Origin of the sequence: Streptomyces sp. NBC_00029, from assembly GCF_045160505.1 — a bacterium.
Taxonomy (GTDB): domain Bacteria; phylum Actinomycetota; class Actinomycetes; order Streptomycetales; family Streptomycetaceae; genus Streptomyces.
The window spans coordinates 4653240-4667077 of sequence record NZ_CP108292.1; the positions used below are offsets into that span (position 1 = coordinate 4653240).

Sequence of the window (13838 nt, forward strand, 5' to 3'; positions counted from 1 at the left end):
GCCTGGGGACGATGAGGTGGGGTTTCGATGAACGCGCCGTACGACGGTGACCGCGCGCAGGGCACTGGTGGGCCCGCGCCCGCCCAGGGCACTGCCCCGGGCACCCCGGTGCCCGGGCAGGTTCCCGTGCCTGCGCCCGCGCCGGACCGTGACCCGTATGTCCAGGACGCCTACGACCACGACCCGTACCGGTCCCAGGACCTGTCGGCCCAGGACCCCGTCGCCGAGGTGCTCTACGACCGGGCCTCGCACCCTCCGCCGCCCCCGGGTACCTACCAGGAGCCCGGGCCGCTCTACGCGGCTCCGGCCGCGCCCTCGTACGCTCCCGACCCGCACGTGTGGGCCCAGACCCCGGCGCCCGAGCCGGACGGCCCCTCGCGCCACCTGCCGTACGGCGACCACGCGACCACGACGCAGTTCGTCGGGGTGGACTCCCTCGTCACCAGCGCATCGGAGGAGCAGCCGGAGCCCGACGCCTTCGCGCACCTGTACCGGGACCAGGAGGCGGCGCCCCGTACCCCCGCCGAGGACGCTCCCGTGGCCGCGCCGGCACCGAGCAAGCCGGCCGGACGCGCCTCCAGCCTGCTGAAGTCCAGCGCCCTGATGGCCGCGGGCACGATCGTCTCCCGCATCACCGGCTTCCTGCGGACCCTGGTCATCGCAGGCGCCATCGGCGTCGGCACCTTCAACGACACGTACCAGATCGCCAACACGCTGCCCACGATGATCTACGTGCTGGTCGGCGGTGGCGCCCTGAACGCCGTCTTCATCCCGCAGCTGGTCCGGGCCATGAAGAACGACAGCGACGGGGGACAGGCGTACGCCAACCGGCTGCTGACCCTCGTCGTGGTGCTGTTGGCCGGCATCACCACCATCTGCGTCCTGGCCGCACCGGTGTTCATCACGATGATGTCGCCGAAGATCGCCTCGGACCCCCAGCAGATGGACGTCGCGGTCGCCTTCGCCCGCTACTGCCTGCCCACGATGTTCTTCATGGGCGTCCACGTGGTCCTGGGTCAGATCCTCAACGCCCGCGGCCGCTTCGGCGCGATGATGTGGACCCCGGTCCTCAACAACATCGTGGTCATCGCCACCTTCGGTGCCTTCATCTGGGCCTTCGGGGGCTTCACCACCTCCGGCGTCAACGCCACCACCGTCACCGCCGAAGGCGTGCGCCTGCTGGGTCTGGGCACCCTGCTCGGCCTCACCGTCCAGGCCCTCGCCATGCTTCCCTACCTGCGCGACGCGGGCTTCAAGCCGCGCCTGCGCTTCGACTGGCGGGGCCACGGCCTCGGCAAGGCCGCCCGCCTGGCCAAGTGGACGTTCTTCTTCGTCCTCGCCAACCAGGTCGGCCTCGTCGTCGTCACCCAGCTCGCCACCTGGGCCGGATCCGTCGCCGAGAAGCAGGGCCACCCCGGCACCGGCATCACCGCCTACAACTACGCGCTGCTGCTCTGGCAGATGCCGCAGGCGATCATCACCGTCTCCGTCATGACGGCCGTCCTGCCCCGCATCTCCCGCTCCGCCCACGACGGGGACGCCGCCGCCGTCCGCGACGACATCTCCTACGGGCTGCGCACCTCGGCCGTCGCGATCGTGCCCTGCGCCTTCGCGTTCCTCGCCCTCGGTGTCCCGATGGCCACCCTGCTCTACGCAGGCTCGGGTTCGGGCGCCCAGAACATCGGCTACATCCTGATGGCTTTCGGGCTCGGGCTGATCCCGTACTCCATCCAGTACGTCGTCCTGCGCGGCTTCTACGCCTACGAGGACACCCGCACGCCCTTCTACAACACCGTCATCGTCGCCGCCGTCAACGCGGCTGTCTCCGCGCTCTCCTTCTTCGTGCTCCCCGCCCGGTGGGCGGTCGTCGGCATGGCCGCCGCCTACGGCCTCGGCTACGCCGTCGGCGTGGGCGTCGCCTGGCGCCGGCTGCGCACCCGCCTCGGCGGCGACCTCGACGGCGCGCACGTGATGCGCACCTACACCCGCCTCACCGGCGCCTGCGTCCCGGCCGCCGCCGTGGCCGGCGCGGCCGCGTACGGGGTCACCCAGTGGCTGGGCAGCGGAGTGACCGGCTCCGCCGCCGCCCTCCTCGTCGGCGGGATCGCACTGGCCGCGGTGTTCCTCATCGCCGCCAAGCGCATGCGGATCGAAGAGCTCAACGCGATGGTCGGAATGGTCCGCGGACGTTTGGGGCGCTGATGCGCACAACCGTCGCCCCCTTTCGTGTGTCGTGCTTAGCGTCGGACTGTGGGCACAATTGGCTTGGCTTCGCAGACTGACCTACAGCGCGCAACGGATGGGGAGGCAGGAACGACGGTGGCGGAACGTAGCACGGCTGCCGTCGACGTGGCCGACAACAGCGGCAATGAGCCGCTGACCGCTCAGGCGGCACAGGCCACGTCCGACGGGGTGGACACCCAGAACGGACGAGCCGCGGACGGACCCATGCCCGACAAGGACGGCGAACGCACCAACCCGGCCCCTGCGGCCGCACCCGAACTCCACAGCGGGCACAAACTCGCCAGACGCTACCGGCTGGAAGAGTGCGTCACCCGTGTGGACGGATTCAGCAGTTGGCGCGCGATGGACGAGAAACTGCGCCGGGCCGTGGGTGTGCACCTGATGCCCGCAGACCACGCGCGGGCACGCTCCGTCCTGGCCGCCGCCCGGTCCTCCGCCCTGCTCGGTGACCCACGGTTCGTCCAGGTCCTCGATGCCGTGGAAGAGAACGACGTCGTCTACGTCGTCCACGAATGGCTGCCCGACGCCACCGAACTCACCGCGATCCTCGCCGCGGGCCCGCTGGAGGCCCACGACGCCTACCAGCTCGTGAGCCAGGTCTCCCAGGCGATGGCCGCCGCCCACCGTGAAGGTCTCGCCCACCTGCGGCTGACGCCCAGCGCGATACTGCGCACCTCCACGGGCCAGTACCGCATCCGCGGCCTCGCCGTGAACGCCGCCCTGCGCGGCATCACCAGCGAGACCCCGCAGCGCGCCGACACCGAAGCCATCGGCGCACTCCTGTACGCCGCCCTCACCCAGCGCTGGCCTTACGAGAGCGACGCGTACGGCCTCACCGGCCTGCCCAAGGGCGTGGGTCTGATCGCCCCCGACCAGGTACGCGCCGGTGTCCACCGGGGCCTGGGCGAGCTCGCCATGCGCGCGCTCGCCAACGACGGAGCCACCGCCTCCCGGCAGGAGCCCGCCTGCACCACCCCGGACGAACTGGCCAAGGCCGTGGCCGCGATGCCCCGTATCCGGCCGCCGGAGCCCGCCTTCACCGCCCCGCCCGAGTACCAGCACACCACCTACCAGCAGGGCAACTACGGCCGTCCCACGCCGCCCGGCGTGAACACGGTCCAGAGCCGCCCCGTCGCGCCCCCGCCGCCCCCGCTGCAGAGCCGCACCGGCCGGGCCCTCAAATGGGGCGTGGCCGCCCTGCTCATCGCCGCCCTCGGCCTGGGCAGCTGGCAACTGGCCGACCGCCTCCTGGGCCGCGGAAACCAGACGGGCAACAGCGGCACCACCAACAACAACCCCAACCCGGGCACCGACGACAACCCGAAGGATCCCGCACCCGGTACGCCGCTGCAGATCACGGAGGCGTCCGAGTTCTCGCCGAACGCGGACGCGACCAAGCCGAAGGACGCCGGCAAGGCCGCCGACGGCAATCCGGGAACCGCCTGGGTCACGCTCCAGTACAAGGGCTATGCCAATTTCGGCAACCTGGACGAACGCAAGGACGGCAGCGGCATCGTCGTCGACCTCGGCAAGGTCCAGAACGTGTCCGAACTCGACATCGACCTGTACGTGGCCGGCCAGCAGGTCGAAGTCCGCGCCGCGCAGCCGTCGGCCGGCCACCCCGGTTCGCTGGCCGACTTCAACCAGTCGATCAGCAAGCTGGAACGCACCGACAAAAAGCTCCACGTCACGCTCAAGGAGCCGGTCCAGACCCGCTACGTGCTGGTCCGCATCGCCGAACTGCCCGCCGACGGGGAAGGCGGCTACCGGGGCGGCATCAGCGAGATCAAGGTGCTCGGCCCGTCGTCCTGAGCGCAGCAGCCTCGATCACGCGGCCCGGCCACCGGGCGGGCCGCGTGATTCTTTACGTGCCCGGCCGACGCCCCTAGTCTCCGTCCGGGGAGGAAGCAGGGTGTGATGCAAGAAGGAACCACGGAAGGCCGCAGCGATCAGGAGCTCCTGGCGCTTCACGTCGCCGGTGATCCCGATGCCTTCGGCGAGATCGTGCGGCGGCACCGCGACCGGCTGTGGGCCGTGGCGCTACGGACCCTCGGCGACCGGGAGGAGGCCGCGGACGCCGTGCAGGACGCCCTGGTATCCGCCTACCGGGCCGCCCACACCTTCCGCGGGGATTCCGCCGTCACCACCTGGCTGCACCGCATCACCGTCAATGCCTGCCTGGACCGCGCCCGCAAGGCGGCTTCCCGCAGGACCGCGCCCCTCGACGACACGGACCGCCTGGAGCGCCTTCTGGAGCCCCACGAGTCCGCCGAGGCACCCGCGGAGCGCCAGGACCTCCATCGTCAGCTCCTGGCCGCTCTGAGCACCCTCCCGGCCGATCAGCGTGCCGCGCTGGTCCTCGTCGACATGCAGGGATACCCCGTCGCCGAGGCCGCCCGGCTCCTCGACGTCCCCACCGGCACGGTGAAGAGCCGGTGCGCGCGCGGCCGCGCGAAACTCGTCCCGCTCCTCACTCATCTGCGCACGAATGCCGGGGATAACACCGCCGCCGAGCGGGGAAGGAACCGGACGCCGGGCCCACCCGTCCCACCAGCGGCAGAACCCAGGCATCCAGACCCAGACGCTGTGAAGGGCGGAGGTGGACGACCGTGAGCCCCACAACCGGCACGACTGGCACGACCGGCGCGATCCGGCACCCGGACGTCGCGGAGATCTCCGACCTCACCGAAGGTCTGCTCTCCCCGTCCCGTACCGCCGAGATCCGCCGCCACCTCGACGGCTGCGCCCTGTGCGCCGACGTCCGCGCCTCCTTGGAGGAGATCCGCTCCCTCCTGGGCACCCTCCCCGGTCCGGCCCGGATGCCCTCAGACATCGCCGGGCGCATCGACGCGGCCCTCGCCGCCGAGGCCCTCCTCGACGCCACACAGCCCAAGGTCCAGGCCGTCCCGGGCGACCGGCCCCGCACACCGAGCCGCGATGTTTCACGTGAAACATCGCCCGGCGGTCACCCGACCGGCCCAACCGGCCCCGGGCGGCGGCGCGCCCGCCGCCGGGTCGCCGTCCTCGCGGGTCTGACCACAGCCGCCGCCTGTGCCCTCGGCATCTTCCTGTTCGGCGACTTCGCCGGTACGCCCAGCCACGACGCCGCCACCAGCGGCGAGGCATCGAGCTCGGCCCAGCGGCCGTCCGTCGCCTCCGGCGGCGCCTACACCGCGCAGGGCCTCCAGGAGAGCGTCCAGCAGCTCGTCGCATCCGGCCGGGGCGCCGCAACCGTTCCCGGGGAGCAGAACAAGACCCTCGGACTGGAGAACAACAGCCCCGCCTCCGAGGTCCCACCGGGCGACAAGCAGGCAACGCGGTCCGTCCCCGCCTGCGTGCAGGACGCGACCGGCCGCCCCGACAACCCGCTCGCCGCCGAACGCGGCACCTACGAGGGCAGCGCCGTCTTCCTCCTCGTCCTGCCGCACCCGGGCGACTCCGCACGCGTGGACGCCTACCTCGTCGACTCCTCGTGCGAGCAGACCGCACCGGAAGCCCCCGGAAAGGTCCTCCTGACGCGCACCTATCCCCGATAGACGGGGCGTTCAGGGCCGTAGTGGGGCGGGTGGGGAATGCATGCGCCGTAGGATCCGTTGGGTGGGGTGAGAGTCCGCACCGGCCCCCGGTAGGCAGTACGCAGTCCGCAGAAACGAGGAAGAAACCCGTGAGCGACGTCCGAAACGTGATCATCATCGGCTCCGGGCCGGCCGGTTACACCGCCGCCCTGTACACCGCACGCGCTTCGCTCAAGCCGCTGGTCTTCGAAGGTGCCGTCACCGCGGGTGGGGCCCTGATGAACACCACCGAGGTGGAGAACTTCCCGGGCTTCCAGGACGGCATCATGGGCCCGGACCTCATGGACAACATGCGTGGCCAGGCCGAGCGCTTCGGCGCCGAGCTGGTCCCGGACGATGTCGTGTCCGTGGACCTCAGCGGTGAGATCAAGACCGTCACCGACACCGCCGGCACCGTGCACCGCGCCAAGGCCGTCATCGTCACCACCGGTTCCCAGCACCGCAAGCTCGGCCTGCCCAACGAGGACGCCCTCTCCGGCCGCGGTGTCTCCTGGTGCGCCACCTGCGACGGGTTCTTCTTCAAGGAGCACGACATCGCCGTCGTCGGCGGCGGCGACACCGCGATCGAGGAAGCCACCTTCCTCTCCCGGTTCGCCAAGTCCGTCACGATCGTCCACCGCCGTGACAGCCTGCGTGCCTCGAAGGCCATGCAGGACCGCGCCTTCGCCGACCCGAAGATCAAGTTCGCCTGGGACAGCGAGGTCGCCGAGATCCACGGCGAGCAGAAGCTCTCCGGCCTCACCCTGCGCAACACCAAGACCGGCGAGACCTCGGAGCTCCCCGTGACCGGCCTGTTCATCGCCGTCGGCCACGACCCCCGCACCGAACTGTTCAAGGACCAGCTCGACCTCGACGACGAGGGCTACCTCAAGGTCGAAGCCCCCTCCACCCGGACCAGCGCCACCGGCGTGTTCGGCGCCGGCGACGTCGTGGACCACACGTACCGTCAGGCCATCACCGCTGCGGGCACCGGCTGCTCCGCCGCCCTCGACGCCGAGCGCTTCCTCGCCGCGCTCGCGGACGCCGAGAAGGCCCACGCCGCGGTCTGACCGGTCTGACCCAGCAACCGCCCCACCCCACACCCCGCAGGAAAGAAGAAGGAGGCCGCTGTGGCCGGCACCCTCAAGAATGTGACCGACGCTGACTTCGATGCCGAGGTCCTCAAGAGCGACAAGCCCGTACTGGTGGACTTCTGGGCCGCCTGGTGCGGACCGTGCCGCCAGATCGCGCCGTCCCTCGAGGCCATCGCCGCCGAGTACGGCGACCAGATCGAGATCGTCAAGCTCAACATCGACGAGAACCCGGCCACGGCTGCCAAGTACGGCGTCATGTCCATCCCGACGCTGAACGTCTACCAGGGCGGCGAGGTCGCCAAGACCATCGTCGGCGCGAAGCCGAAGGCCGCCATCCTGCGCGACCTCGCGGACTTCGTTGAGGTCAAGACCGCCTGACCCGATCGATGTTTCACGTGAAACGGGGCCGCCCCCTGCATGGGGGCGGCCCCGTTCCGCGTTTCGTGCTCACAGCGGCCGCAGCGCCGGCTCCTTGCGTGCCGCGCCGAGCAGCCGGTCCAGCGCCAGCTCCACGTCTTCCTTCCAGGACAGCGTCGACCTCAGCTCCAGGCGCAACCGCGGATGCACCGGATGCGGCCGTACGGTCTTGAAGCCCACCGCCAGGAGATGGTCCGCGGGCAGCAGACACGCCGGGCCCTCCCAGTGCGCATCCCCGAAGGCCTCGATCGCCCGGAACCCCCGTCGCAGCAGGTCTTTCGCGACCGTCTGGACCATGACCCGCCCCAGCCCCTGCCCCTGATACCCCGGCATGATCCACGCGGTGATCAGCTGGACGGCATCGGGCGAGACCGGGCTGGTCGGGAAGGCGGTGGCCCGCGGTACGTAGGCGGCCGGCGCGTACAGGACGAAGCCCACCGGAACGTCGTCCACATAGACCACTCGGCCGCAGGATCCCCACTCCAGCAGGACGGCGGAGATCCACGCCTCCTTCTCCTGCGCGGGATTACCGGCCTTCACGGCGGCCTCACCGCTGACCGGATCCAGCTCCCAGAACACACAGGACCGGCAACGACGTGGCAGGTCCTGGAGGTTGTCCAGCGTGAGCGGTACCAGCCGACGACCCATGAACGCATCGTATCCACTGGTCCATCGTTCTTCGACAGCAAAGCGAAGGGGCGGACCGCGCCGGTTCACACCCGCGCGATCCGCCCCTCGGCGGCCCAGGAATCACTCCCCGGGGAGACCCTGCTCCAGCACCCGGCCCTCGCCCGGTGCCAGCGTCCCCAGAATCCGTTCCAGATCCTCCATCGAGGCGAACTCAACGGTGATCTTGCCCTTCTTCTGGCCCAGATCCACCTTCACCCGCGTCTCGAACCGGTCCGACAGCCGCGTCGCCAGCTCACTGAGCGCCGGAGCCACCCGGGCACCCGCACGCGGACCCTTCGGCTTCACCGCACTCGAAGGCTCCGAGGCCATCAGCGTGACGATCTCCTCGACCGCCCGCACCGACAGACCCTCGGCCACGATCCGGTGGGCCAGCCGGTCCTGCTCCTCGGAGTCCTCCACCGAGAGCAGGGCCCGCGCATGGCCGGCCGACAGCACACCCGCGGCGACCCGGCGCTGCACCGACGGGGACAGCTTCAGCAGCCGCAGCGTGTTCGACACCTGAGGACGCGAACGCCCGATCCGGTCGGCCAGCTGATCGTGGGTGCAGTTGAAGTCCTTGAGCAGCTGGTCGTAGGCCGCGGCCTCTTCCAGCGGGTTCAGCTGGGCCCGGTGCAGGTTCTCCAGGAGCGCGTCCAGCAGCAGCTTCTCGTCGTCCGTCGCCCGGATGATCGCCGGAATGGCCTCCAGCCCGGCCTCCCGGCAGGCACGCCAGCGCCGCTCACCCATGATCAGCTCATAGCGACCGGGGGCCGACTGGCGCACCACCACCGGCTGGAGCAGACCCACCTCCTGGATGGAGGTCACCAGCTCGGCGAGCGCGTCCTCGTCGAACACATCGCGCGGCTGGCGCGGGTTCGGCGTGATCGCGTCCATCGGGAGCTCCGCGAACGTCGCTCCCGCCACCCCATTGGCCTCGGCCTCGGGCTCCGGCTCGGCCACCGGTACGACTGCGAGCGATGTTTCACGTGAAACATCGGCTTGTACGAGCGCAGCGAGCTTCGCCGCCGCAACACCCCGCTCCGAAGCCAGCGTCGGCACCGCCGACGGAGACGTCGAACCGGCACTGATCACCGGGGGCGTCTTCTCCTGCGGAGCCGCGGGGATCAGCGCACCGAGCCCCCGCCCAAGACCCCTACGTCGCTCACTCACTGGATCCCCTCCGCCACACTCTGCGTGCTGTTCATGCCCGGGCCCAGATGGGCGTGCCGAGCTTCGTACTGCATTCCGACCCCCCGATACGCGATCTCTCGCGCCGCCTCCAGGTAGGAGAGGGAACCGCTGGAACCCGGGTCGTACGTGAGCACCGTCTGCCCGTAGCTCGGCGCCTCGGAAATGCGCACCGATCGGGGGATGCTCGTCCGCAGCACCTCCTTGCCGAAGTGGCTGCGCACCTCCTCCGCCACCTGCGAGGCCAGCCTGGTCCTGCCGTCGTACATCGTCAGCAGGATGGTCGACACATGCAGCGTCGGGTTGAGGTGGGCCCGCACCAGATCGACATTGCGGAGCAGCTGGCCCAGACCCTCCAGTGCGTAGTACTCGCACTGGATCGGGATCAGCACCTCCGCGCCGGCCACCAGCGCGTTCACCGTCAGCAGCCCGAGCGAGGGCGGGCAGTCGATCAGGATGTAATCGAGAGGCTGGTCGTAGGCCTGGATCGCCCGCTGGAGGCGGCTCTCCCGCGCCACGAGCGACACCAGCTCGATCTCCGCACCCGCCAGGTCGATCGTGGCCGGAGCACAGAAGAGCCCCTCCACGTCCACCACCGGCTGGACGACCTCCAGCAGGGGCCGGCTGTCCACGAGCACGTCGTAGATGGACGGCACGTCGGCATGGTGGTCGATACCCAGCGCCGTGGACGCATTGCCCTGCGGGTCGAGGTCGACCACCAGGACCCGTGCACCGTGGAGGGCCAGCGAGGCCGCCAGGTTCACGGTCGTCGTGGTCTTGCCCACGCCGCCCTTCTGGTTGGCAACCACGATGATCCGGGTCTGATTCGGCCTGGGCAGCCGCTCTCCGGTACGCCCCAGTGCGTCGACCGCCTGCTGGGCGGCTCGGCCGATGGGGGTGTCGTTGTCTACAAGAGGCGGAGGCGATGTTTCACGTGAAACATCGTCTCCCCCCGATTCACAGCGGGGACCGGGGACCGGATCGGCCATCGGCCCCGCGAGGTTGGCGTCGGACCGCACGGTGTCACTCTCCTCGACATCAGGCTCGCGATGCACAGAGCCTGCCATGTCACCCGGGTCGCGAACCAGCGGGGCCTGTACTCCTGTGGATGAATCCACCGATGTGGACAACTCCGTCCCCCTTGCGTCCTTGCGGTGGAGGGGGGACGCGGCCGCACGGCCGCGGCTGATGATTCCGTGCAGCAGAGAGCGACGTTTCACGTGAAACACGATGCCCGGACGGAGTCTCCAGGCCTCTACGACACTCCGAAATCCATACCTATAGGGCCCAACACGGATGAAATCTCCGCGTGGGCCCTGGGCATCAGCGAAATCAGCTGAGCGTCACCGACGCCGACGGGTGCGTCCCACCCGGGCCGCCTTAGCCCGCTTGGCCGCGAACCTCACCCCACCGGGGCTCTCTCCGACCTCGACCCGCACCACCGTCGACAGCGGATCCACCAGACCCTCGCCCACGTGCAGCACCGAGGTCTTCACCACACCCAGCTTCGCCAGCGCCGTCTTCGCCGACACCAGTTCCTCGTCCGCGGTGTCGCCCTTCAGCGCCAGCATCTCGCCGTACGGACGCAGCAGGGGCACGCCCCAGCCGGCCAGCCGGTCCAGGGGAGCCACCGCCCGCGCCGTCACCACGTGCACCGGCTGGAGCTTGCCCAGGACCTCCTCGGCCCGCCCGCGCATTACCGTGACGTGGTCCAGGCCCAGCAGCTCCACGGCCTCCTGGAGGAAGGTCGTCCGCCGCAGCAGGGGCTCGAGCAGCGTGATCTTGAGATCGCGTCGCACCAGAGCGAGCGGGATACCGGGCAGACCTGCGCCCGAGCCCACGTCGCACACGGTGACGCCCTTGGGCACCACCTCCGACAGCACAGCGCAGTTCAGCAGGTGCCGCTCCCACAGGCGCGGCACCTCACGCGGCCCGATCAGGCCGCGCTTGACTCCCGCGTCGGCCAGCAGCTCCGCGTACCGCACAGCTTCCGGGAAAAACTCACCGAACACCGCGCGCGCCTCTTCAGGCGCCGGGGGAAGCTCAGCTGCCTCCGTCACGGGGACCGTCCTTCCGTACCGCATGGTTCTGAAAAACCACGTCTTCAAGGTGAAGCGTCATTCACTTGCCATGCCAGGCTGACAAACTTCGGCCCCGCCTGCGACACAGACGGGGCCGAACACTCGCTCTGGCGATCAGGCCGGGAGCACAACGACGAAGCGCTGCGGCTCCTCGCCCTCGGACTCGCTCTTCAGGCCGGCGGCCGCCACGGCGTCGTGGACGACCTTCCGCTCGAACGGGGTCATCGGGGCCAGCTTCATCGGCTCGCCGGACGCCTTCACGTCCGCCGCCGCCTGGGCGCCCAGCGCCGCCAGCTCCTCGCGCTTCTTCGCGCGGAACCCGGCGATGTCCAGCATCAGCCGGCTGCGGTCCCCGGTCTCCCGGTGCACGGCGAGGCGGGTCAGCTCCTGCAGAGCCTCCAGGACCTCGCCGTCGCGGCCCACGAGCTTCTGCAGGTCGCGGCTGGCGGAGTCACTGACGATCGACACCGCGGCCCGGTCGGCCTCGACGTCCATGTCGATGTCGCCGTCCAGGTCGGCGATGTCCAGCAGACCCTCGAGGTAGTCGGCCGCGATCTCACCCTCCTGCTCGAGGCGGGTCAGGGTGTCGCCACTCTCAGCGGCGGCGGTGGTGGTGCCTTCCGTCACGGGAGGGACTCCTTCTTACTTCTTGGGAGAGGGCTTGCTGGGGGTCTGACGCTGCGACTTCGACTGGCGCTTCGGCTGCTGCCGTTTCGCGGCACCGCCGCTCGCCGCGTCCGAGTCTGCCGTCGCCTCGACGCTCTTGATGACGGAGCCGTCGGGCTGGGCGGCCATGCCCTGCTTGGTGAGGGCCGCGATGAACTTGCGCTCGTTGTCGTTGCGGTCCGGGCCCTTGGCGACGATCGCCGCGACGACCCTCTTCCTGCCCCGGCCCTTGAGCTCGCCGTGCGAGGTGACCTGCTTCAGCAGACGGCCCAGGTACTGGTCCTGCGCCTTGCTGCCCGGCGTCGGGTTCTGGTTGATCACGTACATCTGCTGACCCATGGTCCACACGTTCGTGGTCAGCCAGTAGACGAGAACACCGACGGGGAAGTTGATGCCCATGACCGCGAAGATCACCGGGAAGATGTACATCAGCATCTTCTGCTGCTGCATGAACGGGGTCTTGACCGAGAGGTCCACGTTCTTCTGCATCAGCTGACGCTGGGTGTAGAACTGCGACAGCGACATCATGATGATCATGACCGCGGTGACGATCCGGACGTCCGTCAGGGTCGCGCCCAGGGCGGCGACCTTCTCCGGGCTGTCCATGAACTTCGCGGCGATCGGCGCACCGAAGATCTTGGCCGCTCGGGCGCTGTCGACCAGCTGCTGGTCCATCGCGCCGACGGCCTTGCCATCGGCGATGTTCGACAGCACGTGGTAGAGCGCGAAGAAGAACGGGGACTGCGCCAGGATGGGCAGGCACGAGGAGAGCGGGTTGGTACCCGTCTCCTTGTACAGCTTCATCATCTCTTCGGACTGACGCTGCTTGTCGTTCTTGTAGCGCTCCTGGATCGCCTTCATCTTCGGCTGGAGCGCCTGCATACCCCGCGTCGCCTTGATCTGCTTCACGAAGAGCGGGATCAGACAGATACGGATCAAGATCACTAGGGACACGATGGACAGGCCCCAGGCCCACCCACTCGACTCACCGAAGATCGCCCCGTACATCGAGTGGAACTGGACGATGATCCACGAGACGGGGTAAGTGATAAAGCTGAACAGACTGGCAATCGTGTCCACTAATCAGGCTCCTTGAGCATTGCGAGATCTACGCAACGCACTGCGCAGCTGCTCGTGCCAACGCGGGCGTTTACGGGGTGGGACGTGGTCCACGCCACCCGGGGACCACGGATTGCACCGCAGGATCCGCCAGGCGGTCAGGACCGTCCCCTTCACCGCACCATGCCGGTCGATGGCCGTGTACCCGTAGTGCGAACACGACGGGTAGTAGCGGCACACCGGCCCGAGCAGCGGACTGATCGTCCACTGGTACAGCTTGATCAAAGCGAGCAGCGGGTACTTCATCGAGCCACGCCTCCAAGGAGCCGCACCAGAGCGGCATCCAGGTCCCGGGCCAGCTCGTCGGGGCCGGCATCGCCCGCTCCGGGCAACGCTCGTACCACCACCAGGCTACCGGCGGGCAGCTGAGACAGCCGCTCGCGGACCAGATGGCGCAGACGGCGCTTCACCCGGTTACGTATGACGGCATTGCCGACAGCCTTGCTGACGACGAAACCCGCACGCGACGAGGGATCGATCTCCCCCGACTCGTGCGGGTCCGTTGCACCGCTTGTACGTAGATGGACGACGAGGAGCGGGCGACCAGCCCGACGACCTCGGCGTACCGCGCTCGCGAAGTCCTCGCGCCGCCTCAGCCGATTCTCGGGAGACAGCACGACGTCACGACCTGCGTGGGTTACGCGGAAAGGGCGGCGCGGCCCTTGCCACGACGGTTCGCGAGGATCGCGCGACCGGCACGGGTACGCATCCGCAGGCGGAAGCCGTGGGTCTTGGCACGACGGCGGTTGTTCGGCTGGAAGGTGCGCTTGCTCACTCGGGGGCTCCAGAGAATGAATCGTTGTGGC

At 69.5% G+C, this 13838-nt stretch carries 15 protein-coding genes; 6 read left to right on the plus strand and 9 right to left on the minus strand.

All coding sequences use genetic code 11. The annotated features are described in order from the left end of the window. The first annotated feature begins 27 nt into the window (after positions 1 to 27). The 6 genes from murJ to trxA all read left to right on the plus strand — a co-directional run bounded on the left by murJ (position 28) and on the right by trxA (position 7270). On the plus strand, positions 28 to 2202 hold the full coding sequence (gene murJ / locus OG753_RS21830) for a murein biosynthesis integral membrane protein MurJ (protein WP_327263372.1): 2175 nt from the start codon (positions 28 to 30) through the stop codon (positions 2200 to 2202). 117 nt (positions 2203 to 2319) lie between these two features. Further along, on the plus strand, positions 2320 to 4056 hold the full coding sequence (locus tag OG753_RS21835; protein WP_405789748.1) for a protein kinase family protein: 1737 nt from the start codon (positions 2320 to 2322) through the stop codon (positions 4054 to 4056). A 105-nt stretch (positions 4057 to 4161) separates the two neighbouring features. Next, complete coding sequence (gene sigM / locus OG753_RS21840) at positions 4162 to 4857, plus strand: RNA polymerase sigma factor SigM (RefSeq protein ID WP_327263374.1); 696 nt, start codon at positions 4162 to 4164, stop codon at positions 4855 to 4857. Beyond that, a complete protein-coding gene (locus OG753_RS21845) occupies positions 4854 to 5780 on the plus strand; it encodes an anti-sigma factor family protein (RefSeq protein WP_405789749.1) in 927 nt (308 codons plus the stop codon). The genes sigM and OG753_RS21845 overlap by 4 nt, the downstream gene beginning before the upstream one ends. A gap of 128 nt (positions 5781 to 5908) precedes the next feature. Beyond that, positions 5909 to 6868 (plus strand): thioredoxin-disulfide reductase, encoded by a 960-nt coding sequence (gene trxB, locus OG753_RS21850; protein ID WP_327263376.1) that lies wholly within the window; start codon positions 5909 to 5911, stop codon positions 6866 to 6868. Positions 6869 to 6928: 60 nt separating this feature from the next. Beyond that, positions 6929 to 7270, plus strand: coding sequence for a thioredoxin (gene trxA, locus OG753_RS21855; protein WP_327263377.1), 342 nt, complete (start codon positions 6929 to 6931; stop codon positions 7268 to 7270). Positions 7271 to 7339: 69 nt separating this feature from the next. Here trxA and OG753_RS21860 read toward each other — a convergent pair whose 3' ends face one another. The 9 genes from OG753_RS21860 to rpmH form a co-directional block, all read right to left on the minus strand. Further along, a complete protein-coding gene (locus OG753_RS21860) occupies positions 7340 to 7957 on the minus strand; it encodes a GNAT family N-acetyltransferase (RefSeq protein WP_327263378.1) in 618 nt (205 codons plus the stop codon). 102 nt (positions 7958 to 8059) lie between these two features. Further along, positions 8060 to 9148 (minus strand): ParB/RepB/Spo0J family partition protein, encoded by a 1089-nt coding sequence (locus OG753_RS21865; protein WP_327263379.1) that lies wholly within the window; start codon positions 9146 to 9148, stop codon positions 8060 to 8062. Continuing rightward, on the minus strand, positions 9145 to 10233 hold the full coding sequence (locus OG753_RS21870) for a ParA family protein (protein WP_327266860.1): 1089 nt from the start codon (positions 10231 to 10233) through the stop codon (positions 9145 to 9147). The genes OG753_RS21865 and OG753_RS21870 overlap by 4 nt, the downstream gene beginning before the upstream one ends. Positions 10234 to 10509: 276 nt before the next feature. Continuing rightward, entirely contained in the window at positions 10510 to 11226 is a 717-nt protein-coding gene (rsmG, locus tag OG753_RS21875; RefSeq protein ID WP_327263380.1) for a 16S rRNA (guanine(527)-N(7))-methyltransferase RsmG, read from the minus strand. Between the two features lie 135 nt (positions 11227 to 11361). After that, positions 11362 to 11874 carry a R3H domain-containing nucleic acid-binding protein gene (locus tag OG753_RS21880; RefSeq protein WP_327263381.1) on the minus strand — a complete coding sequence of 171 codons (513 nt, stop codon included), beginning with the start codon at positions 11872 to 11874 and terminating at the stop codon, positions 11362 to 11364. A gap of 15 nt (positions 11875 to 11889) precedes the next feature. Continuing rightward, on the minus strand, positions 11890 to 12993 hold the full coding sequence (yidC, locus tag OG753_RS21885; RefSeq protein ID WP_327263382.1) for a membrane protein insertase YidC: 1104 nt from the start codon (positions 12991 to 12993) through the stop codon (positions 11890 to 11892). 3 nt (positions 12994 to 12996) lie between these two features. Continuing rightward, the gene (gene yidD, locus OG753_RS21890; protein WP_075970728.1) at positions 12997 to 13278 is read right to left on the minus strand and encodes a membrane protein insertion efficiency factor YidD; all 282 of its coding nucleotides are present in this window, start codon (positions 13276 to 13278) and stop codon (positions 12997 to 12999) included. Beyond that, complete coding sequence (rnpA, locus tag OG753_RS21895; RefSeq protein WP_078848045.1) at positions 13275 to 13649, minus strand: ribonuclease P protein component; 375 nt, start codon at positions 13647 to 13649, stop codon at positions 13275 to 13277. The genes yidD and rnpA overlap by 4 nt, the downstream gene beginning before the upstream one ends. 20 nt (positions 13650 to 13669) lie before the next feature. Beyond that, positions 13670 to 13807: a 50S ribosomal protein L34 gene (rpmH, locus tag OG753_RS21900; RefSeq protein ID WP_008741645.1), complete on the minus strand. Its 138-nt coding sequence runs from the start codon at positions 13805 to 13807 to the stop codon at positions 13670 to 13672. Positions 13808 to 13838: the final 31 nt, after the last annotated feature.